This is a genomic window from Rhodococcus sp. NPDC058532, from assembly GCF_042719255.1.
Lineage (GTDB): Bacteria > Actinomycetota > Actinomycetes > Mycobacteriales > Mycobacteriaceae > Rhodococcus_G.
Genome location: NZ_JBHXNU010000007.1, coordinates 159,436 through 180,218 on the forward strand (window position 1 = coordinate 159,436; position 20,783 = coordinate 180,218).

19 protein-coding genes are annotated in these 20,783 nt (G+C 69.5%); 12 read left to right on the top strand and 7 right to left on the bottom strand.

Annotated features, from left to right (window positions below; genetic code table 11):
- Positions 1-25: 25 nt before the first annotated feature.
- The 3 genes from ACFWQG_RS11165 to ACFWQG_RS11175 all read left to right on the top strand — a co-directional run bounded on the left by ACFWQG_RS11165 (position 26) and on the right by ACFWQG_RS11175 (position 4,091).
- Positions 26-514, top strand: coding sequence for a hypothetical protein (locus ACFWQG_RS11165; protein ID WP_378507671.1), 489 nt, complete (start codon positions 26-28; stop codon positions 512-514).
- A 188-nt stretch (positions 515-702) separates the two neighbouring features.
- The gene (locus ACFWQG_RS11170; protein ID WP_378507672.1) at positions 703-1,917 is read left to right on the top strand and encodes an acetyl-CoA C-acetyltransferase; all 1,215 of its coding nucleotides are present in this window, start codon (positions 703-705) and stop codon (positions 1,915-1,917) included.
- A 32-nt stretch (positions 1,918-1,949) separates the two neighbouring features.
- Positions 1,950-4,091, top strand: coding sequence for a 3-hydroxyacyl-CoA dehydrogenase NAD-binding domain-containing protein (locus ACFWQG_RS11175; protein ID WP_378507673.1), 2,142 nt, complete (start codon positions 1,950-1,952; stop codon positions 4,089-4,091).
- A 62-nt stretch (positions 4,092-4,153) separates the two neighbouring features.
- Here the strand turns inward: ACFWQG_RS11175 and ACFWQG_RS11180 are convergent, their stop codons facing one another.
- Together ACFWQG_RS11180 and ACFWQG_RS11185 are read right to left on the bottom strand one after the other, a co-directional pair.
- The gene (locus ACFWQG_RS11180; protein WP_378507674.1) at positions 4,154-5,479 is read right to left on the bottom strand and encodes a class I SAM-dependent methyltransferase; all 1,326 of its coding nucleotides are present in this window, start codon (positions 5,477-5,479) and stop codon (positions 4,154-4,156) included.
- Entirely contained in the window at positions 5,476-6,876 is a 1,401-nt protein-coding gene (locus ACFWQG_RS11185; protein WP_378507749.1) for an FAD-binding oxidoreductase, read from the bottom strand. Before ACFWQG_RS11185 ends, ACFWQG_RS11180 begins: the two co-directional genes overlap by 4 nt.
- A 269-nt stretch (positions 6,877-7,145) precedes the next feature.
- Here ACFWQG_RS11185 and ACFWQG_RS11190 point away from each other — a divergent pair, with 269 nt between their 5' ends.
- A complete protein-coding gene (locus ACFWQG_RS11190; protein WP_378507675.1) occupies positions 7,146-7,580 on the top strand; it encodes an SRPBCC family protein in 435 nt (144 codons plus the stop codon).
- Here the strand turns inward: ACFWQG_RS11190 and ACFWQG_RS11195 are convergent.
- The gene (locus tag ACFWQG_RS11195) at positions 7,573-8,322 is read right to left on the bottom strand and encodes an Rv3717 family N-acetylmuramoyl-L-alanine amidase (protein WP_378507750.1); all 750 of its coding nucleotides are present in this window, start codon (positions 8,320-8,322) and stop codon (positions 7,573-7,575) included. The genes ACFWQG_RS11190 and ACFWQG_RS11195 overlap by 8 nt on opposite strands.
- Before the next feature lie 91 nt (positions 8,323-8,413).
- Between ACFWQG_RS11195 and ACFWQG_RS11200 the strand changes: the two genes are divergently transcribed.
- The 3 genes from ACFWQG_RS11200 to recR all read left to right on the top strand — a co-directional run bounded on the left by ACFWQG_RS11200 (position 8,414) and on the right by recR (position 10,655).
- Entirely contained in the window at positions 8,414-9,586 is a 1,173-nt protein-coding gene (locus ACFWQG_RS11200; RefSeq protein WP_378507676.1) for an IS30 family transposase, read from the top strand.
- 149 nt (positions 9,587-9,735) lie between these two features.
- Positions 9,736-10,035: a YbaB/EbfC family nucleoid-associated protein gene (locus ACFWQG_RS11205; RefSeq protein ID WP_378507677.1), complete on the top strand. Its 300-nt coding sequence runs from the start codon at positions 9,736-9,738 to the stop codon at positions 10,033-10,035.
- Positions 10,036-10,046: 11 nt separating this feature from the next.
- Positions 10,047-10,655 carry a recombination mediator RecR gene (recR, locus tag ACFWQG_RS11210; RefSeq protein WP_378507678.1) on the top strand — a complete coding sequence of 203 codons (609 nt, stop codon included), beginning with the start codon at positions 10,047-10,049 and terminating at the stop codon, positions 10,653-10,655.
- Between the two features lie 30 nt (positions 10,656-10,685).
- On the opposite strand, the gene ACFWQG_RS11215 is transcribed toward recR, so the two are convergent.
- The gene (locus ACFWQG_RS11215; RefSeq protein ID WP_378507679.1) at positions 10,686-11,591 is read right to left on the bottom strand and encodes a LysR family transcriptional regulator; all 906 of its coding nucleotides are present in this window, start codon (positions 11,589-11,591) and stop codon (positions 10,686-10,688) included.
- A gap of 143 nt (positions 11,592-11,734) precedes the next feature.
- Here ACFWQG_RS11215 and ACFWQG_RS11220 point away from each other — a divergent pair, with 143 nt between their 5' ends.
- A complete protein-coding gene (locus ACFWQG_RS11220; RefSeq protein ID WP_378507751.1) occupies positions 11,735-13,114 on the top strand; it encodes an NAD(P)/FAD-dependent oxidoreductase in 1,380 nt (459 codons plus the stop codon).
- A gap of 169 nt (positions 13,115-13,283) precedes the next feature.
- Complete coding sequence (locus tag ACFWQG_RS11225) at positions 13,284-14,741, top strand: lipase family protein (protein ID WP_378507680.1); 1,458 nt, start codon at positions 13,284-13,286, stop codon at positions 14,739-14,741.
- Between the two features lie 6 nt (positions 14,742-14,747).
- On the opposite strand, the gene ACFWQG_RS11230 is transcribed toward ACFWQG_RS11225, so the two are convergent.
- Positions 14,748-15,407: a TetR/AcrR family transcriptional regulator gene (locus tag ACFWQG_RS11230; RefSeq protein WP_378507681.1), complete on the bottom strand. Its 660-nt coding sequence runs from the start codon at positions 15,405-15,407 to the stop codon at positions 14,748-14,750.
- A 66-nt stretch (positions 15,408-15,473) separates the two neighbouring features.
- Between ACFWQG_RS11230 and ACFWQG_RS11235 the strand changes: the two genes are divergently transcribed.
- The 3 genes from ACFWQG_RS11235 to ACFWQG_RS11245 all read left to right on the top strand — a co-directional run bounded on the left by ACFWQG_RS11235 (position 15,474) and on the right by ACFWQG_RS11245 (position 18,450).
- Entirely contained in the window at positions 15,474-16,985 is a 1,512-nt protein-coding gene (locus ACFWQG_RS11235) for an MFS transporter (RefSeq protein WP_378507682.1), read from the top strand.
- Positions 16,982-17,566 (top strand): NADPH-dependent FMN reductase, encoded by a 585-nt coding sequence (locus tag ACFWQG_RS11240; RefSeq protein ID WP_378507683.1) that lies wholly within the window; start codon positions 16,982-16,984, stop codon positions 17,564-17,566. Before ACFWQG_RS11235 ends, ACFWQG_RS11240 begins: the two co-directional genes overlap by 4 nt.
- Before the next feature lie 107 nt (positions 17,567-17,673).
- A complete protein-coding gene (locus tag ACFWQG_RS11245) occupies positions 17,674-18,450 on the top strand; it encodes a VOC family protein (RefSeq protein ID WP_378507684.1) in 777 nt (258 codons plus the stop codon).
- Between the two features lie 272 nt (positions 18,451-18,722).
- Here the strand turns inward: ACFWQG_RS11245 and ACFWQG_RS11250 are convergent, their stop codons facing one another.
- A complete protein-coding gene (locus ACFWQG_RS11250; protein ID WP_378507685.1) occupies positions 18,723-19,439 on the bottom strand; it encodes a type 1 glutamine amidotransferase in 717 nt (238 codons plus the stop codon).
- A complete protein-coding gene (locus ACFWQG_RS11255) occupies positions 19,432-20,688 on the bottom strand; it encodes a MurT ligase domain-containing protein (protein WP_378507686.1) in 1,257 nt (418 codons plus the stop codon). The genes ACFWQG_RS11250 and ACFWQG_RS11255 overlap by 8 nt, the downstream gene beginning before the upstream one ends.
- Positions 20,689-20,783 lie beyond the last annotated feature (95 nt).

Below are 20,783 nucleotides of genomic sequence, written 5' to 3' on the forward strand. Positions count from 1 at the left end.
ATGCCACGACGAGGGAGGGCGTGACATGCCGTTGCACCGACTCGAGTCCTCGGGCCCGAATGGCGACGAGTCACCGAGTCGGGCGAGGCTGACGCTGGTCCCCGCGCCGGAGCCGCCCGCCCGGCGGGTGGGCACGCTGCGCATGCTCGGCGTGGTCCGAGGCCATGCCGGTGAGCCGATCCACGGTGCGCGGCTGGAGTGGTGGCATCCCGCCGACGACACCCAGCTCGACACCGGTCGGACGGGCCAACCGAACGGCTCCGCTGCCACCTGTGAGCGTGGCGGCTTCGACCTGGTCGCCGGTGACGCGGACGAGCACCTGCGGGTGGTCGTGCGGGCCGAGGGCTACGCACCCCTCGATGTCCGCCTCGTCCCGCTGCCCGGGCTGCCGCCGATCTCGCCGCCCATCTCGCGGTCCGGGCGGGCTCCGCTGGCCGTGCGGCCGGGCGCTGCCGGGCGGGTCGAGTGCTGGTGCGAGTTCACCCTCACCTCCCAGGGGCTGCGCTCGATCTGACGGTCGCGGCGATCGCAATGGTCATGGACCTCGCTCGCTTCGGTCCTGGACCTCTTTTTGGAACACGTTCTACTATGGCGAGCATCGGGGTGTCTGCCTCGGGCCGGGGCACACGGCGCCCGGCACCCGTTGGACCTGCAGAAGACCGCACGCCCGCGGCCGCCGCGCCGCGCACAGGAAGGAACACCGTGACCACAGAGGCATTCATTTATGAAGCCATCCGCACCCCACGCGGCAAGGGAAAGGCCAGCGGCTCGCTGCACTCGGTGAAGCCGATCGACCTGGTCACCGGCCTGGTCGCCGAGCTGCGCACCCGCTTCCCGAACCTCGACGAGAACCGCATCTCCGACATGGTCCTCGGCGTCGTGTCCCCGCTCGGCGACCAGGGCGCCGACATCGCCCGCACCGCAGTGACCGTCGCGGGCCTGCCCGAGACGGTCGGCGGCGTGCAGATCAACCGCTTCTGTGCCTCCGGCCTCGAGGCCGTGAACATGGCCGCGCAGAAGGTGCGGTCCGGCTGGGACGAACTGGTCATCGCCGGCGGCGTCGAGTCGATGTCCCGGGTGAAGATGGGCTCCGACGGCGGCGCCTGGATGCAGGACCCGGCCACCAACTTCGACACCTACCTGGTGCCGCAGGGCATCGGCGCCGACCTGATCGCCACCATGGAGGGCTTCACCCGCGAGGACGTCGACACCTACGCGGCCCGCTCGCAGGACCTTGCGGCGAAGGCGTGGGCGGGCGGCTACTTCGCCAAGTCCGTCGTCCCGGTCAAGGACATCAACGGTGTCACCGTCCTCGACCAGGACGAGCACATGCGTCCCGGCACCACTGTCGAATCGCTCGCAGGCCTGGCTCCGGCGTTTGCCGGCATCGGAGAGATGGGCGGCTTCGACGCGGTTGCGCTGCAGAAGTACCACTGGGTCGAGAAGATCAACCACGTCCACCACGGTGGCAACAGCTCCGGCATCGTCGACGGTGCCGCGCTGGTGCTCGTCGGCTCCGAGCGGGCAGGCAAGGAGATGGGCCTGACCCCGCGGGCCCGCGTCGTCGCGACCGCGACCTCCGGCGCCGACTCCACGATCATGCTCACCGGACCGACCCCGGCAGCGCACAAGGTGCTCGCCCAGGCCGGGCTGACCGTCGACGACATCGACCTGTTCGAGATCAACGAGGCATTCGCCTCGGTCGCGATGAAGTTCCAGAAGGACCTGAAGATCCCGGACGAGAAGCTGAACGTCAACGGCGGCGCGATCGCGATGGGCCACCCGCTCGGCGCGACCGGCGCCATGATCACCGGCACCATGGTCGACGAGCTCGAGCGCCGCGGCGCCAAGCGCGCCCTGGTGACGCTGTGCATCGGCGGCGGCATGGGCGTGGCCACCATCATCGAGCGCGTCTGACGCTCACGACACCGATCAGGAGAGACGAAACAGTGAGCGAACAGAACATCATCGCCTGGGAGCAGGACGCCGACGGCATCGTCGTGCTCACCATCGACGACCCGAACCAGGGCGCGAACACCATGAACGACCGGTACATCGCGTCGATGCGCGCGACCGTGGACCGGCTGCACGCGGAGAAGGACACCATCACCGGTGTCGTGCTCACCTCCGGCAAGAAGACCTTCTTCGCCGGCGGCGACCTGAAGAACATGATCAAGGCGGGCCCGGCCGACGCCGAGCACATCTACCACCACAGCCTGAACCTCAAGGCCGACCTGCGTCGCCTCGAGACCCTCGGCAAGCCGGTCGTCACCTGCATCAACGGTGCCGCGCTCGGCGGCGGCCTCGAGATCGCCCTCGCCACCCACCACCGGATCGCCGCGGATGTCCGGGGCGTCAAGATCGGTCTGCCCGAGGTCACCCTCGGCCTGCTGCCCGGCGGCGGCGGCGTGGTCCGCATGGTCCGCAAGTTCGGCATCATGACCGCGCTGACTCAGCACCTGCTGCAGGGTCAGCAGCGGGCGCCGCAGCAGGCCCTCGCCGCTGGCGTCATCGACGAGGTCGTCGCCTCCGTCGAGGAGCTGGTCCCCGCGGCGAAGGCGTGGATCACGGCCAACCCGGACAAGGGCACCCAGCCGTGGGACGAGAAGGGCTTCAAGATCCCCGGCGGCACCCCGTCCACCCCGGCGTTCGCGGCGAACCTGCCCGCCATCCCGGCGAACCTGCGCAAGCAGCTCAAGGGCGCCAACATGCCCGCACCGCGCGCGATCCTCGCCGCCGCGGTCGAGGGCAGCCAGGTCGACATCGACAACGCGCTCAAGATCGAGTCCCGCTACTTCACCTCGCTGGTCACCGGCGACGTCGCGAAGAACATGATCCAGGCGTTCTTCTTCGACATGCAGGCCATCGGCTCCGGCGCGTCGCGTCCGAAGGACATCCCGAAGCGGGAAATCAAGAAGGTCGGCGTCCTCGGCGCGGGCATGATGGGCGCGGGCATCGCGTACGTGTGCGCGAAGGCCGGAATCCCGGTGGTGCTCAAGGACGTCGAGCTCGCCGCCGCTGAGCGGGGCAAGGGCTACGCGGAGAAGATCGAGGCCAAGGCGCTCTCGCGCGGCAAGACCACCGAGGAGAAGTCGAAGGCCCTCCTTGACCTCATCACCCCGACCGCGGACGCCGCCGACTTCGCCGGTGTCGACTTCGTCGTCGAGGCCGTTTTCGAGTCGCCCGAGCTGAAGAAGAAGGTCTTCGCCGAGATCGAGGACATCGTCGACGCCGACGCCCTGCTCGGCTCGAACACCTCGACGCTGCCGATCACCGACCTGGCGACCGGCGTCAAGCGGCCGGAGGACTTCATCGGCATCCACTTCTTCTCCCCGGTCGACAAGATGCCGCTGGTCGAGATCATCCGCGGCGAGAAGACCACGGACGAGACCCTCGCCCGGGTCTTCGACTTCGTGCAGAAGATCCGCAAGACCCCGATCGTGGTCAACGATTCGCGGGGCTTCTTCACCTCCCGCGTCATCGGCACGTTCGTCAACGAGGCGATCGGGATGGTCGCCGAGGGCATCGAGCCGGCCACCATCGAGCAGGCCGGCATGCAGGCCGGCTACCCGGCGGCGCCGCTGCAGCTGTCGGACGAGCTGAACCTGACGCTGATGCAGAAGATCCGCGCCGAGTCGAAGGCCGCCGCGCTCGCCGAGGGCAAGACGCTGCCCGCCGACCCGGCAGGCGACGTCATCAACTACCTGGTTGAGGGCAACGACCGCAAGGGCCGCCTGGGCGGTGCCGGCTTCTACGACTACGCGGACGGCAAGCGCACCGGCCTGTGGCAGGGCCTGCGGGACCACTTCGAGTCGGGTTCGGCGACCCCGCCGATCCAGGACCTGATCGACCGGATGCTGTTCATCGAGGCGATCGAGACGGTCAAGTGCTTCGACGAGGGCGTCATCACGTCCACCGCCGACGCCAACATCGGCTCCATCATGGGCATCGGCTACCCGGCCTGGACCGGCGGCGTGAGCCAGTTCGTCACCGGCTACCCGGGCGGCAAGGCGGGCTTCGTCGCCCGCGCCGAGGAGCTCGCAGCGAAGTACGGCGAGCGCTTCACCCCGCCCGCGTCGCTCAAGGGCTGACCGCAGTCGGGGGCCCTCGTCGTCCGGATTCCCGGCCGGCGAGGGCCCTCGATTCGTCGGTTCTAGGGCTTCCACCAGGGGCGGAGGGGGACGTTCGCGTTCCCGTCGCGGCCGACCCTGACGGCGAGGACCTGATGCAACTGCACCACGTTGCGTTCGAAGCCGAGCTGCGATCCCGCCATGTACAGGCCCCACACCTTCGCGGTGCCCTCCCCGACCTCGGCGACGCACTCGTCCCAGTTGGCCTCGAGGTTGCGGCACCAGCCGGCCAACGTCAGCGCGTAGGACTCGCGCAGGTTCTCCTCGTGCCGCACCTCCAGCCCGACATCCTGGACCTCGGTGATGATGCGGCCCGAGCCGGTCAGCTCCCCGTCCGGGAACACGTACCGGTCGATGAACCCGCCCGCCCTTGCGTTGTGCTTGTTGTCCGGTCGGGTGATGCAGTGGTTGAGCATCAGGCCGCCGTCCCGCAGCTTCGACTTGATGAACCCGAAGTAGGCGGGGTAGTTCGCGACCCCGATGTGCTCGGTCAGGCCGATCGACGACACCGCGTCGAATCCGGTCTCGGCGATGTCCCGGTAGTCGGAGTGCCGGACCTCCGCCAGATCCGACAGGCCCTCGGCCGCGATCGCCCGCTGTGCCCACTCGGCCTGCTCGGCGGACAGCGTCGCGCCGATCACCTTGACCCCGCGGCGGGCGGCGTACCGAACCATTCCGCCCCACCCACACCCGATGTCGAGGAGACGGTCGCCCTTCGCCAGGTTCAGCTTGTCGAACACCAGCCGGTACTTGTTTTCTTGGGCACCCTCGAGGGACTGCTCCTCCGACTCGTACGCGGCGCAGGTGTACGTCATCGACGGGCCGAGAACCTTCTCGTAGAAGGCGTTGGAGACGTCGTAGTGGTGGTGGATCGATTCCGCGTCGCGGGTCTTGGAGTGCCGCAGGCCCTCCGCGATGCGCCGCCACCGCGGCAGCGATTCCTGCGGCGGGGGAGCGATCGGCTTGAGGACGTCCCACCCGAGGGATCGGGTGATCTGGGCCAGTTCGCGGGGGGTGGGGCGGCTGAAGTGCAGTTGCTCGCCGAGTACCCGGAGCACCTCGTACGGATTGCCGGGATGCGCGCCGACGATCTCGAGGTCGCCGGAGATGTATGCCCGGGCTAGGCCCAGATCACCGGGTGCCGTCACCAGGTACGTCGTGCCGCGGGGGGAGCGGAGATTCAGGTGGAACTTCGCATCGGTTGAGCCGAGCGAGCTGCCGTCGTACGCGGTGAAGTACACCGGTAGGTCCTTGCCGACGACGATCTCGAGGATCTCGGCGATCGACAGCCTTCCTGCGTCGGTGCCGTCCTTCCGGGATGCGGTCCTCGAGTCCTTGAATGTGGTCACTTGCGTTGCACCGCCTTCGAATACAGGTCCAATAGTCGTGAGTTCGGGTCGTACTTCCTCTTCAGTTCCTCGTAACGTTCGCCGCCGTAGAGGGCGGTGAACTCGTCCTTCGCGTAGTAGGCGTCCGAGTACAGCGACTTGTGCCCGTCGAACTCGGTCACCGTGCGCTCGATGCGACGGTTCGTTGCCCCCTCGGGTTCGCCGGGGACGATCGGCACCGACGACCAGAACCCGATGTTGACGTACGTGCGTTTCGGTTCGAGGGGGTACAGCGGCCACGGCCGGTCGGCCGCCGCGCCGGTGGGCGCCGGTTCGCGCAGCCGCAGCGGGCACAACCAGATGGGCTCGATCGGAATCTCCCGAAGGAACCAGTGCACGAAGTCGGCGGTCCGCTCGATCGGGACCTCGACGTCCTGCACGACCCGCTCCCGCGGCGGCAGCCCCTTGCGCTGCTCGAGCCGGTCGCCGATGTCGTACCGCTGGTCGAGCCCGATCAGCTTCCAGTAGAAGCTGCTGCGCAGGTAGCGCTTCGGCCACCACCGGCGGATCCGCGGATTCTGGGTGCCGAACGCGCGTGAGCACCAGAACCAGTCGGTGTCCCACCGCCACAGGTAGTCGTGGATCGTCAGCCGGTCGGTCTTCGGGTGGTTCACCGACTCGTGCTGGATGGACCGGTAGTAGATGTCCATGCCGGTGTAGTCGGACACCGGTCCCGGCTCGTCGGTCTGCGTGCCGAGCGTCAGGTACGACTCGGTCGCGGAGAACACGACGCCGTCGAGATAGTCGACGGCGACGCCGTCGTGCAGGCGGGTGCGGGCGATGGTGTCCATCGTGGACTGCAGCGTCTCGACGTCGTCGAACCGCAGGTGACGCAGGGCGACAAAGGGTTTGACCGGTTCCAGCCGAATCCGCAGTCGGGTCGAGTAGCCGAGGGTGCCGTAGGAGTTGGGGAAGCCGTAGAACAGGTCCGCGTGCTCGCCGTCGGGCGTCGCGGTGACGATCTCGCCGCTGCCGGTGAGAACGTCGATCTCAAGCACGGACTCGTGCGGCAGGCCGTTCCGGAAGGACGTGGACTCGATGCCGAGGCCGGTGACGGCACCGCCGAGGGTGATCGTCTTGAGTTGGGGCACGACCAGCGGCGCCAGCCCGTAGGGCAGCGTCGCGGCGACGAGGTTCTCGTAGGTGCACATGCCGGCGACGTCGGCGGTGCGGGCATCGGGGTCGACGGAGATCACCCGGTCCAGGCCGGACACGTCGAGCCCGGGCGCATTCGTCTTCGCGCGGGCACGGAAGAGGTTCGACGTCTTCTTCGCGAGCCGCACGGCAGCGGCGGGCGGGATGGCGTGGTAGCTCGCCAACAGGCGGTCGACCCCCGCACGGTGGGCCTGCGGCCCGATCTCGAGCGGAGTGGTCGATCGCCGGGTCGATCGCCTGCGGAATGCACTGGAAGTGACTGCCACTCTTCGACGCTATCCCCTGACCGGCTTCCGGGCGATGGAAGGTGGCAGCGCGTCGCGAAATCGCCGCCTCGCCGCGCGGCAACGCCGAAGCTGTGATACGAGGCACAGCCGTCTCGGGGAAGGTGGCCGGGACCGTGACGGACCAGGCACGATGGGTGGATGCGTGGGCGGCGCGGTGCCGGCCCGTCAGTAGTGAGGAGAACCCGGTGGGACAGGTCAGTGCCAGCAGCTCGGTCGAGGTCGCAGCGGTTCCGGAGGCGGCCCTCGCGGCGATCGCGGACTACCAGACCGTCCGTCCTCGGATCCTGTCGGAGCACTATTCCGACTACCGCGTGCTCGAGGGCGGGCAGGGCGCGGGAACCGTCGCGTCCTGGGCGCTCAAGGCGACGGAGAAGCGCACCCGCAATGTCACGGCCACGATCACCGTGTCGGGGGACACCGTGACGGAGACCGACGCCAACTCGAGCATGGTGACGACCTGGACGGTCACCCCGCACGGTTCGGGGTCCACGGTCACCACCACCACGGCGTGGAACGGTGCCGGTGGCATCGGCGGATTCTTTGAGCGGACCTTCGCGCCGCTGGGCCTCAAGAAGATTCAGGCGGAGGTCCTCGCGAAGCTGGCTCGCGAACTCAGCTGACGAGGTACCGGGAGATGCCCTGGGCGAGGGCGGTCGCGTAGCGTGCGCGGCCGCCCTCGTCCGTCATCTGTCGTGCCTCGTCGGCGTTGCGCATGTTGCCGAGTTCCACCAGGATCGACGGGCGCTCGGCCAGGTTCAGCCCGGCGAGGTCGGCGCGCGGCTGCAGCCCGCCCGACCCGGCGTAGGTCGACGGGGTCAGGCCCCGCTCGACGAGCGCGTCCCGCATCGCGGTGGCGAAGGTGACCGACGGCCCGGCCTGGACGTCGTTGAGCGGCGGCGCCGAATAGCAGACGTGGAAGCCGTGCTGGTCCGGTCCCGCTCCGTCCGCGTGTACCGCGACGACGGCGTCCGCGGCGGCTGCGTTCGCGGCCGCCGCGCGTTCGTCGACGCAGCTGCCGACGGACGCGTCGTCGGTGCGGCTGAGCAGCACCCGGGCGCCGAGCTCCTCCAGTTCGGTACGCAGCAGGCCGGTCACCTGCCAGGTGAGGGTGTGCTCCGGGTAGCCGGCGTCGGTGGCGGTCCCGGTGGTCTGACAGTCCTTGGTGTCGCCCCGCCCGGTCGGGACCGGCGCGGTCATCGCGGCGTCCTGCGACCCGCTGTGCCCGGGGTCGAGGAACACCGTCCTGCCGGCAAGGGGGAGCTGCGGCGGCTCGGTCACCGCGGCGGCCCGCGCCGCGGAGGTGACCGGGGGTCCGGCCGAGGCAACGCCGTCGACGGGGATGGTGCACCCGGACAGTGCCAGCCCGGCAGCAGCGAAAACGGCACCGTGCGTGATTTTTACCCCTCTGGGTCAAGCGGTCGTTGCAACACCCCGATGATGGAGGGTGTTTGTGATGGCGATGGTGGTGGGACGCCCGGCGGCGTCGATCGAGGCCCGGCTGCGGTTCTGGCAGTGCCGTAGCGACGGCAAGACGCGGCTGGAGGCGGCGTGCGAGGCCGGGGTCAGTCTCGGGACGGCCCGGCGGTGGATCGTCGCTTCCGGCGGGGTCCGTCCCCGCACCCCGGTGCCACCGTCGGGACGGTTCCTGAGCCTCGAGGAACGCGAGACCATCGCGGAGATGCTCACCGGCGGTCGCAGCAAGTCTGCGATCGCCCGCGAGTTGGGGCGTGATCGCAGCACCATCGGCAGGGAAATCGAACGGGGCACCAACGCCCGCGGCTACTACAGTCCCGGCGCCGCGGACCGGGCCGCGAAGAACCGAGCGAAACGTCCGAAGGATGCGAAACTTGCTGTCGCCAAACGGCTTCGGAGGTTCGTCGAGGACAAACTTAAGCTGAACTGGTCGCCCCGACAGATTTCGAAGGCGTTGATCCGGCAGTTCCCGGACGACGAGACTATGCGGGTGTCACACGAGACGATCTACCTCGCCCTCTACATCCAGTCCCGGGGCGCCCTCAAGCGGGAGTTGGCGGGGCACCTGCGCACCGGCCGGCATCTGCGTCGCGGGCACAAACGCTCCGACGAGCGCCGCGGGAAGATCCCGGGGATGGTCAACATCTCGGAGCGGCCCGCCGAGGTCGCCGACCGGGCGATACCGGGTCACTGGGAGGGGGATCTGATCCTGGGTGCGAACAACGCCTCGGCGATCGGCACGCTGGTCGAACGCACCACCCGGTTCGTGATGCTGCTGCACCTGCCCAACGGGCACACCGCCGAGCAGGTCGCCGCGGCGATGGCCGCCAAGATCCGCGAGCTGCCCGCGGCGCTGGTCCGGTCGATCACCTGGGATCAGGGCAAGGAGATGTCCCGGCATGCCCAGTTCACCGTCGACACCGGGGTGCAGGTCTACTTCTGTGACCCGCACTCACCGTGGCAGCGGGGCACCAACGAGAACACCAACGGCCTGCTCAGGCAGTATTTCCCGAAGGGCACCGACCTGTCGGTGCACTCCGAGAAACACCTGCGGCGGGTCGCCGACGAACTCAACGGGCGTCCCCGAGAAACCCTCGACTGGCATAATCCGGCGGAGAAGCTCGACGAGCTCCTTGTTGCGACGACCGCATGAATCCGCCCCCCGGTCGGGGTAAAAATCACGCACAGGCGGCGTAGCCGCGTCGTCGCTCGCACGCGCTCACCGTAGCCGGGTGCGTCTACGCTGGCGAGCACACACGCGCAGAAAGGACCGCAAACGTGCAGCCCGGTGGACAGCCCGATATGCAGCAACTCCTCGCTCAGGCCCAGCAGATGCAGCAGCAACTGATGGCCGCGCAGGCCGAGATCGCCCAGACCGAGGTCACCGGCCAGGCCGGTGGTGGCCTGGTCACCGCCACCGTCAAGGGAACGGGCGAGGTGGTTGCGCTCGCGATCGACCCGAAGGTCGTCGACCCGGACGACGTGGAAACACTGCAGGACCTGGTGATCGGTGCCATCGCGGACGCGGCGGGCAAGGCGCAGGAGATCGCGGCTGGCAAGCTCGGCCCCCTCGCGGGCGGCATGCCCGGACTTCCCTTCTAGCGAGGCGGAGCGTGTACGAGGGTCCGGTCCAGGATCTGATCGACGAACTCGGCAAGCTGCCGGGTGTCGGGCCGAAGAGTGCGCAGCGCATCGCGTTCCATCTGCTCGGCGTCGAGCCGCCGGAGATCGAGCGGCTGCAGAACGCACTCCAGCGGGTGCGCGACGGCGTGCAGTTCTGCATCGTGTGCGGGACGGTGTCCGACAAGGAGCGGTGCCGGATCTGCTCCGACGAGCGACGCGATCGCACCATCATCTGTGTGGTCGAGGAGCCGAAGGATGTGCAGGCGATCGAGCGCACCCGCGAGTTCCGTGGGCGCTACCACGTTCTTGGCGGTGCACTGGATCCGCTCAGCGGGGTCGGGCCCGACCAGCTTCGTATTCGGGAGTTGTTGGCGCGCATCGGCAATCAGGAGGACGGCGTCGATGTCGCCGAGGTGATCATCGCCACCGACCCGAACACCGAGGGGGAGGCGACCGCGACCTATCTGGTGCGGATGCTGCGGGACTTCCCCGGTCTAACCGTCACCCGGCTCGCGTCCGGATTGCCGATGGGCGGCGACCTGGAGTTCGCCGACGAGCTGACCCTCGGGCGGGCACTGTCCGGCAGGCGCACCATGTGACTCCGCCGCCGTCGCACCCGGCGGCGGCGGTCACGCCTGCTCGGCCGCGTCGGGGTTGCCCGGCATCGTGTGACGCAGCGCGTCAACCAGCAACACCATTGCGGGGGAGAGGTTTTCGCCGCTGCGCACGACGCCGCACACCGGGACCTGCAGCCGGCCCTGTGCCTCCCGCATCACCTGCAGTCCGGTGCGTGGCGCGCTGCCCGACACCGTGCCCGCGTAGAGCACGGTCCAGGCCCGGGGATTGTTGATGACGTCGAGGATCGCGGTGTGGTCGCGGGCGATGGGCGGGCCGAATCGCGGGCGGCGTCCCGCCTCCACGAAGGCGTTCTCGATGACGGAGTGGATCAGCACCTGACTGCTCCGCGGCGGCAGCAGCAGCGGGTACGGCGCCAGTTCGCCCAGTTCGACGGAGGAGAACGCCGACAGCGGATGCTCGCTCGAGGTCACGATCATCAGGTCCTCGATGCCGAGCGGGATCGCCGACAGGCCCGGCCGGTCCGCGGTCCCGCGGATCAGCGCGATGTCGGCGTCACCGGACGCGACCGCGTCGATCCGCTCGGTGAACCGCTTGATGACGAACTCGATGTCGAGGTCGGGGTAGCGGGCGCGCACCTCGGCGATCGCGTCGAGGCTCTGGGGTGCGAAGGTCATGTTCGCGGTGATCCGGATCCGGTTGCGCGGTTCCTTGGCGACCGCGAGTGCCTGGGTCTCCAGCGCCAGCACCTGCTGGGCGATCGGGACCAGGCGGGAGCCGGCAGGGGTGGTCCGCACCACCCGAGTGGACCGGTCGAAGAGCGTGGTGCCGAGTTCGTGTTCGAGCTTGGCGATCTGATGGCTGATCGCGGACTGCGAGATGAAGCACTTCGTCGCGGCGCGGCTGAAGCTGAGCTCCTCGCTCACCGCGAGGAAGTAGCGAAGCTGCCGGAAGTCCACCCGACCATCCTACTTATGAGCAAACGCGATAACTGAATTGCGAATGGTCCAGGATCCTGGCGGCCCGCCGGGGTAAGTACCTAGCGTGGCTATCTGAACTGATTCAGCGTTGATTCAGCAGGAGGTTTCTCGTGGGTGAGGCAGTGAAGGACCGGACCGAGGTCGTCATCGTTGGGTCGGGATTCGGTGCCCTTGCGGCGGCGAAGAAGCTGGCCAAGGCGGGTAAGCCCTTCGTGCTGATCTCCGAGACCACCGAGCACCTCTTCCAGCCCCTGCTGTACCAGGTGGCGACCGGCGTCCTCGCCCCGGGCGAGATCGCACCGTCGGTGCGGGCCATCCTCGCCAAGTACCCCACGGCCGACGTCCGGCTCGGCCGGGTCGTCGGCGTCGACGCCGCGGCCAAGGAGCTCGTCTACGAGGCGGCTGGCGAACGGCACACCCTCGGCTACGACTCGCTCGTCGCCGCGACCGGCGCCCGCCAGTCGTACTTCGGTCGCGATGAGTTCTCGAAGGTCACCTACGCACTCAAGACGGTGCGCGACGCGGAGCGGCTGCGCGACCAGATCGTCCGCTGCTTCGAGGAGGCGCACACCACCAGCGACCTCGAGCGCCGCAAGAACCTGCTCAGCTTCATCGTGATCGGTGCCGGTGCAACCGGCGTCGAGCTCGCGGGCCAGATCAAGGAGCTGGCGGGTCGCTACTTCGAGCAGTCGATCCGCGGAATCACCGCAGCCGACGTCACCGTCACCCTCGTCGAGGGCGCCGGGGTCGCGATGCCCGCCTACGGTGGCAAGCTCAGCGAATACACCAAGGCGTCGCTCGAGAAGTCCGGCGTCGAGGTGGTGCTCAATACGCTCGTCACCGACATCGACGATCACGGGGCCACCCTCAAGGCGCACGGCGAGCAGGAGGGCGTCCGGCGGACCGCAGAGACCGTTATCTGGTCGGCGGGCGTGCAGGCCAACGACTTTGCCCGCGTGCTCGCCGAGGCCACCGGCTGCGAGACCGACCGCGCGGGCCGGCTGCTGGTCAACCCGGATCTCACGGTCGGCGGGCGAGCCGACATCTTCGCGGTCGGCGACATGACCTCGCTGAACAATCTGCCCGGGCAGTCCCCGGTCGCCATGCAGGGCGGTCGCCACGTCGCCCGAACGATCCTCGGGAAGACCAAGCGCGGCACCCCCTTCGCGTTCCGCGATAAGGGCAGCATGGCGATCATCAACCGGTTCCGGGCCGTCACCAAGGTCAAGAGCATCGAGCTCACCGGGGTCGTCGCCTGGGTGCTGTGGCTCGCCGTGCACATGGTCTACCTGGTCGGCTTCCGCAACCGGTACGTCGCGGTGATGTCGTGGTGCGGTTCGTTCCTCGGTCACCGCCGCCCGCACTTCCACTACGCGCAGAAGGAGCAGGCGATCATCGAACCCACTGCCGCCGAGCAAGGTTCGACGGACGCAACGATCGAGCCCGAGGTGATCAAGAGCGTGCTCCCCGCCGCTCCGAAGGAGCCCGTCACCGTTTCCTGACCTCCGTCGAACCGACGGACCGACACCGACAACCGCGTCTCACCCCCGGGTGGGCGCGGTTGTCGGCCTTCGGGAGCCGGATCGTGAGTTCGAAAACCTAAGTGTCGACACCGAGTACGCGTGTTCCCACCGCCGCGACAGCTCACCCCGGCGGTGCTAGCGTGCCGCCATGCGCATCCGGCACGGGGGCTTCTTGGTTCGACTGTGGGTCACCACCCTTGCGGTGACGGTCGTGGTCGGTGGCGGCACCGCCGTTGCCCAGTCCAGTGGCAGCGCAGGCGGTGAGGGGTCCGTCGGCACGGGGTCGCTCACCGACGGCACCGGGTCGGACGGGCAACCGCTGAACGGCACCACCCTGATCACCGGGTCGATGGGCACGGGGTCGCTGGCCCGGTCCCCGCTGGGATCGGTTCTGCCGCCGCTGGTCGACGCCGTCGTCCCGGCACCGAACCCGCCCTATCCGGACCTGGACGCGCTGTGGCAGGCGGTGCTGCCCTCGCCGATCGGCGACCCATTCTTCGACGACTACCCGCCCGGGCTGCCCGGGATGGCCAACGGGCAGGTCATCGAGACGCGGGACGTCACCGCGGTGGCGTCGCAGCTCCTGCGCGGTCCGGTCCGCGAGGTGCGGCAGTTCAAGGTCAAGACCACCGACGCGCACGGGGCCCCGTCCTTCGCGACCGCGACGCTGGTGGTGCCCGCCACCCCGTGGGCTGGTCCCGGCCCGCGTCCGGTACTGGTCAACAACGTCCCGATCAACGGTCTTGGCCGCGACTGCACGCCGTCGTACACACTCGCACATGGGATCACGCCGTCGACGAATCCGTTCGAGCTGCTGCGGCCGGTGACGGCGAAGGCGGAGGAACGCGGGTACGCGGTGCTCATCCCCGACCACGAGGGTCCGCGGATGGCCTACGGTGAACCGTTCGTCGCCGGGCACGCGATCCTCGACACGATCCGCGGGATGCGCACCCTGTATCCCGCGGAGTTCGGGACGAGCAAGCTCGCGATGATGGGCTACTCCGGAGGGGCGATCGCGACCAGCGGCGCGGTCAAGCTGCTCGACGCGTACGCACCCGAGTTGGCGGCGGACATCGCTGGCGCCGCGATCGGCGGCGTGCCCGCCGACTACGACATGCTCGGGCGCACGATGAACGGAAACCTCGCGGGCGGACTGTTCATGGCCGCAGTGCTCGGGGTGGCGCGGGAGCGGACCGAGATCCTGACCCTGATGAACGACCTCGGCGAGCGGGTCGGCACGTCCGGGCTGCGGAACGGATGCGTGATGACGCTGGCGCTGCTCGGCGTCCCCGGGATCCCGATCGAGGCGCTCGCCAACATCAAGCAGGTTCTGAGTTCGCCTGTCGCGCAAGGCATCTTTGCGGAGCTGAAGATGACGAACAAGCCGTCCGGGACGCCGCTGTACATCTACAACGGTGGCCAGGAGTTCTGGATTCCGGCGCTCGGCACCCAGCGCCTCTTTGCCGAGCAGTGCGGGCTCGGGGTGCCCACCGTGTACCGGCAGGTGCCCGGCGAGCACGTCATCGGCGAACTCACCGGGAATCCCGGCGCGTTCGACTGGGTCGATGCGCGACTGCGGGGGGAGCCTGCGCCGAGCGGGTGCTGACGCCGTTCACGCGCGCGGCAGGTACCCGACAAGGAAGGCATGGACCCCGTCCGCGACCCCCGCGCGCAGGTCCGCGTCGGCCGGCGGCGTCCCGTCGACCGCGGTGCGATCGGCCACCTCCGCGTTGATCAGCGCCAGGTAGTGGCGGGCCGTGCGCTCAGGTTGGGCCACCCGAAGCCTGCCCTCGGCCTGCAGGCGTTCGAAGCCTGCCGCAACGGCGCGATGCACGCGTCGCGGGCCCGCCTCCTGCCACGCCCGTAGCGACGCGGCGGGGAAGTGCGCGGCTTCGACGCTGATTTGCCGCACGATCGCGAAGTGGTCGGCGAACTCGTCGCGCACGCTGCTGGTCACCAGGTCGAAGCCGAGCCCAACCAGGGCGGCCTCGAGGTCGGTCTCGGCGGCGAGATGCCTGTCCAGCATCGCGATCTGCGCCTCGGCGACCTCGGACGCGCTGGCCGTCACGGTCTCGGTGAACAGCGCCTCCTTGCCGTCGAAGTGGTTGTACAGCGTGCGGGTGGACGCCCCCGCCTCCGCGGCGATGACGTCGATTCCGGCGCGGGCGAAGCCGTCCCGGCCGAACACCTTCCTCGCCGCGTGGAGGATCGCGGTGCGCTTGTCGGAGCGTCGGGTCCGGCTCGCGGTGGTCGAGGTGTTGGCGCTGGTCATGGGCATGATCCTAGCGCAAGTACAACGACCGTTGCAATTATGCAACGGACGTTGTACTTTGGCGTCATGACCACAACAGCCACCCGGCGCGGCCGCGACACCGCGGTGCACCCCGACGCCCATCGCGTCACCCTTGCCGCCGTCCTCCTCGGCTCCCTGATCGGGCCGATGCTGATGTCCGGGACGGCCGTCGCGCTGCCGTCGATTGCCGCGGACCTGAACGCCTCCGGCGGTGCGGTGCAGTGGGTCGTCACCGGCTACTTCCTGTCCGCCGCCTGCTCCATGCTGGTCGCCGGATCCCTCGCAGACCGGTTCGGGCGCCGCCGAGTCCTGCGGGTCGGTGCCGCGATCTACGTCATCGGCACGGCCGCCGTTGCGGCAGCACCGAACATCTGGATTCTCAACCTGGCGAGGACGGCCTCCGGCATCGGGGCGGCCGGGATCATGGTCGCGGGAGGAGCGTTGCTCGCCGCGACCTTCGACGGTCCGGCGCGGACTCGAGCCTTCGCCGCCGTCGGGTCGACGGCGGGCGTGGGTCTGGCGATCGGCCCGACGGTCGCGGGCCTGCTGGTCGGCGGGGTGGGGTGGCGGGCAACCTTCCTCGTCTTCGCGGTGCTCGGGTCGCTGATCCTCGCCGGGGCGGCGGTCGTCGCGGAGTCCCGTTCCGACTCACCAACGGGCATGGACCACGCCGGACTCGTCACGCTCGTCGGGGGGCTCGGTCTGATCCTGCTTGCGGTCACGCAAGTGTCCGAGGCGGCGGGAGCCAGCCCCCGGGTGCTGGGCCAACTCGGACTGGGGGCGGCGCTTCTCGTTGCGTTCGTGGCGATCGAGCGGCGAGCCCAGAGTCCGCTGCTCGACCTGGATCTGTTGCGGGACAGGCGGTTTGTTGCATGGTGCTTGGCCTCCGGCCTCCTTGCCCTCGGATCGACCACCGTCCTCGTCTCCCTGCCGACCTATCTCCAGGGCGTGAACGGTCTCGCACCGGGGCGCGCGGGTGCCGTCATGCTGATGCTGACCGTCCCGGTGATGGCGGTCCCCGCGCTCGGTGCCCGGCTGGTCAACCGGGGAGTCTCGCCGCGACTGCTCATCACCGCGGCTCTGGTCGCGCTGGCGTTGGGAAACGCCTGGCTGCTCGTGCTCCATCCCGGCATCTCCACCGCCGAACTTGTTGGCCCCCTCGTCGCCATCGGTGCGGGCAACGGCCTCGCGATCGGCATCATCGACGCCCAGGCGATGGCCCTCGTCCCGCCCGATCGGGTGGGGATGGCCGCCGGACTGCTCAACACCGTGCGCGGCGCGTCGAATGCCGTCCTGCTCGCACTGTTCGGTGCGGCGATGGCCACGATGCTGCGCACCCGGATCGGGGATGGGCCGCTCGCCAGTCGGGTGCTGTCGGGTGAACTCGACGGCCCGGACATCGACTTCCTTTCCGACGCCCTCACCCAGGCGTGGCGGAGCGCGCTGCTCGTCATCGCCCTGCTCTGCACGGCCGCCGCGGCCACCGTCGCGGCACTGCTCCGCCCCGCAACTGTCGTCTCGACCCTGTCCGACTCAATCAAGGAGAACCGCTCATGACCACTCGCCGCCTCCGCATCGCCGTCATCACCGGCAGCACCAGGGACGGGCGCTTCGGCCCGACCGTGACCGCCTGGTTCGCCGAGCACGCCGCCTCGTTAGGGTCGGTCGACCTCGACATCGTGGACCTTGCCGAGTCCGAACTTCCTGTGGTGCATCCGGATTGGGGTGCTGAGCGGACGCCCGCGCACGCCCGGCTCGGCGTCCGACTCGATGCGGCGGACGCCTTCGTCATCGTCACCCCCGAGTACAACCACAGCTTCCCGGCGGCGCTGAAGAACGCGATCGACCTGTTCCGGGACGAATGGAGCGCCAAGCCGGTGGGATTCGTGTCGTACGGCGGGCTGGGCGGCGGGTTGCGCGCGGTCGAACAGCTTCGCCTGGTGTTCGCGGAACTGCATGCCGTCACCGTCCGCGACAGCGTGAGCTTCCACGGTGCCGGATCCGTGTTCGACGACGGCAGGCCCATCGACCCCACCGTGTGCACGTCGGCCGCGACGAACATGCTCGACCAGCTCGTCTGGTGGGGGACCGCCCTGCGGGATGCGCGGACCGCGCGCCCCTACGGAATCGCGGCCTGACCCAGGCCGCCGCCGACTGCCGATTCGTCCCGGGGCCGCATGTCGGTGCGGACACGTAGCTTGGGGCACGCACCAGTCCTTGGCAACACTTGCGATAGGAGTCTCACGTGCCTCAACGTCAGTCCCAGGTCGGTTCCCCCTGTTGGGTCGATCTGTTCACCTCCGATCCCGCCAGCGCCGTTCCGTTCTACAGCGGACTGTTCGGGTGGTCCTGCGACACCAACGAGGACCCGCAGTACGGCGGGTACGCCATCTTCAGCAAGGACGGTGAGCCGGTCGCCGGGATGATGAAGCAGGGGCCGGACGATCCGTACGGCGACGTGTGGACCGTCTATCTGGAGGCCACCGACGCCGCGGCCACCGTGGACCGGGCCGCCGCCGCGGGTGCCCAGGTGATGATGCCCGCCATGCAGGTGGGCGACCAGGGCACGATGGCGGTCCTCGCCGACCCGGCAGGTGCGGTGATCGGGGTGTGGCAGCCGGATCGGCACCGCGGGTACGGCCGCTGGGGAGAGCCGGGCACCCCCGCCTGGTTCGAGACGATGTCCCGCGACTACCGGGCCGCGCTGCCGTTCTACGAGTCGGTGTTCGGGTGGACGATGACCTCGATCGGGGACACCGACGAGTTCCGGTACTCGCAGGCAACCGTCGCAGGCGACGAGATCGCAGGCGTGATGGACGCGTCCGGCTTCCTGCCCGAGGGGGTGCCCTCGTTCTGGCGGTACTACCTCGCCGTCGACGACACCGACGCGGCGCTGGCGCGGGTCGTTGAGCTCGGCGGGACGGTGACGGCGCCCGCCGAGGACAGCCCGTTTGGGCGGGTCGCGTCGGTGGCGGACCCGCTCGGCGCGCAGTTTCAGATCGTGCAGCCGCCACGCGAGTGACGTGACGGGTCCGGGGTCTGCCACCGCAGGGGGGGCGGCCCCGGACCCTGCCGTCGTTGCGTGCCGTCCGGCCAGGAAATGGCAGGTCAGGACTATTGCCAACGGTGCAGACCCGGGCGTACCGTGAATCTTGCGGATCAAGGAAAACCGAATCGGTAACGGCTCGAAGAACCTTGAAAAGCAGAGATCCGGCCGGGAACGCGAACAATCGCTACGTTCTCGGCCGAACCCCTGTTCGGGGTTCTTCGTCCGACCCCCGGCGGTCGGCCCGGTCAGCGACCGGCCGCGAGCCGCTCCCGGCGCAGTCGGGCGACCTCCGGCAGATCCAGCGGCGCGAGCGCGTCGACGCCCAGCGCCCTGGCCAGCAGCAGATCCGCCAGCTCCGGGTTCCGCGCCAGCACGGGACCGTGCATGTAGGTGCTGATCACCGACCCCTGCACCACACCCTCGTGCCCGTCGCCGACACCGTTGCCGACGCCGTGGGTGACCTTGCCGAGCGGGGCGGCGGCAGCGCCGAGCACGGTGCCGCCGCGGTGGTTCTCGAACCCGGAGAGCGGTTCGCTCAGACCGTCGATCAGCGGGCGGGTGATCACCTCGCCGATCGCGCGGGTCTGCTGCGGGGAGGTGGTCACGTCGAGCATCGACACCCCGTCGACGCGTTCGCCCGCGGACGTCTCGTACCAGTGCCCGAGCACCTGGATCGCCGCGCAGATCGCCAGCACCGGCGCCCCCCGCTCCGCCGCCCGCTGCAGCCCGGGATACCGGGTGAGGTGGCGTGTCGCGAGCCGTTGGGCCGAATCTTCGGCGCCGCCAAGGGTATACACGTCGAGGGACTCCGGAACGGGGTCCGACAGGGTGATGTCGACGATCTCCGCGTCGATGCCGCGCATGCGCAGGCGCTGCCGCAGGATCAGCGCGTTGCCGCCGTCCCCGTAGGTGCCCATCACGTCGGGGAGCACCAACCCGATCCGCACGGTCGACTCAGACATGCTCGGTCCTCCTCGCGATCGCCGTGTTCAGGTCCCGGAAGGCGGTGTAGTTGGCCAGCACCTCGACCCGACCCTCGGGGCAGGATGCGATGGCGCGCAGCGGATCCGGCTCCAAGGTGTGCTCGACCCCGGCGTAGGTGAGTCGGACCGCGAGGTCGGTGGCCCGTTCACCGGACGCAACGACCTTGACGCCCTCGAAGTGCTCGAACCGGACGTCCCACAGCCAGGACAGGTCCTCCCCGTCCGGCACCTGGCCGTTGACCGCGATGACGAGGCCGTCGACGGAGTGGTCGATCATCGACAGCGCCTCCTGCCAGCCTGCGGGGTTCTTCGCGAGCAGCATCCGCAACGAGTGCGGTCCCACCTGCACGGCCGCGTACCGGCCCGCGATCTCCCGGACGCCCGCGGCCGCCGCGACCGCGGCAACCGGGTCGGCGCCGAGGGCGACGGCCGCGGCGACCGCCTGCGCCGCATTGCCGCGGTTCGCCCGGCCGGGGAGGGTCAGCGTCATCGGGATCACGAGACCGTCCGGCCCGTAGAGGTTCTCGTCGTCCAGCCACCACCGCGGGGTCGGGCGGGCGAAGTCGGTGCCGGTGCTGCGCCAGGTCCCGTCCGCGTCCCACACGATCGGCTCACCGCTGCGGGGGCAGCTGACCGAGTCGCCTGCCCAGCCGCTGCCCGCAGCCACCCACACCACGTTCGGGTTGTCGTAGGCGGCGGAGGTGACCAGCACGTCGTCACAGTTCGCGACCACCACCGCGTCCGGGTGGGCGGCCAGCCCGGCTCGCAGCCTGCGCTCGATCATGTTGATCTCGCCGACCCGGTCCAGCTGGTCGCGGCTCAGGTTGAGCAGCACGATCGCCTGCGGATCAAGCGCGTCCGCGACGTGCGGGGTGTGCAGCTCGTCCACCTCGATCGCGGCCAGCTCCGCGCCCTGGCCGACGCTCAGCGCGGCGACGATGCCCGCGTCCATGTTCGCGCCGTCCGCCTGGGTGGCGACGGTGCCGACGGTCGCGAGCGCCGCCGCCGTCATCCGGGTGGTGGTCGATTTGCCGTTGGTGCCGGTGACCAGCACCGTCCGCTTGCCGCGACCGAGCTGCGTCATCAGCGTCGGGTCGATCTTGAGGGCGATCAGCCCGCCGATCATCGAGCCCTTGCCCCGGCCTGCCTTCTGCGACGCCCAGGACGCCAGCGCCGCGGCGCGCAGGGCCAACCGCCCGCGCGCGGAGAATCGAGTGCTACTTGCCACGCGCGCAGTGTTCCACATCGGCCCGGAAGGCCCGGAGTCGTGCCGGTGCCGCGGTGGCAGGTGCCACAGTTCGCGGGCCGGGGCCGACCGGGCCG

What these genes read in the sequence shown, in the direction of transcription:
- ACFWQG_RS11235 (WP_378507682.1), top strand. Translation starts at nt 15,474, where the DNA reads ATGACCACAACAGCCACCCGGCGCGGCCGCGACACCGCGGTGCACCCC.
- ACFWQG_RS11250 (WP_378507685.1), bottom strand. Translation starts at nt 19,439, where the DNA reads ATGTCTGAGTCGACCGTGCGGATCGGGTTGGTGCTCCCCGACGTGATG.
- ACFWQG_RS11200 (WP_378507676.1), top strand. Translation starts at nt 8,414, where the DNA reads ATGGCGATGGTGGTGGGACGCCCGGCGGCGTCGATCGAGGCCCGGCTG.
- ACFWQG_RS11240 (WP_378507683.1), top strand. Translation starts at nt 16,982, where the DNA reads ATGACCACTCGCCGCCTCCGCATCGCCGTCATCACCGGCAGCACCAGG.
- ACFWQG_RS11225 (WP_378507680.1), top strand. Translation starts at nt 13,284, where the DNA reads ATGCGCATCCGGCACGGGGGCTTCTTGGTTCGACTGTGGGTCACCACC.
- ACFWQG_RS11205 (WP_378507677.1), top strand. Translation starts at nt 9,736, where the DNA reads ATGCAGCAACTCCTCGCTCAGGCCCAGCAGATGCAGCAGCAACTGATG.
- ACFWQG_RS11165 (WP_378507671.1), top strand. Translation starts at nt 26, where the DNA reads ATGCCGTTGCACCGACTCGAGTCCTCGGGCCCGAATGGCGACGAGTCA.
- ACFWQG_RS11230 (WP_378507681.1), bottom strand. Translation starts at nt 15,407, where the DNA reads ATGACCAGCGCCAACACCTCGACCACCGCGAGCCGGACCCGACGCTCC.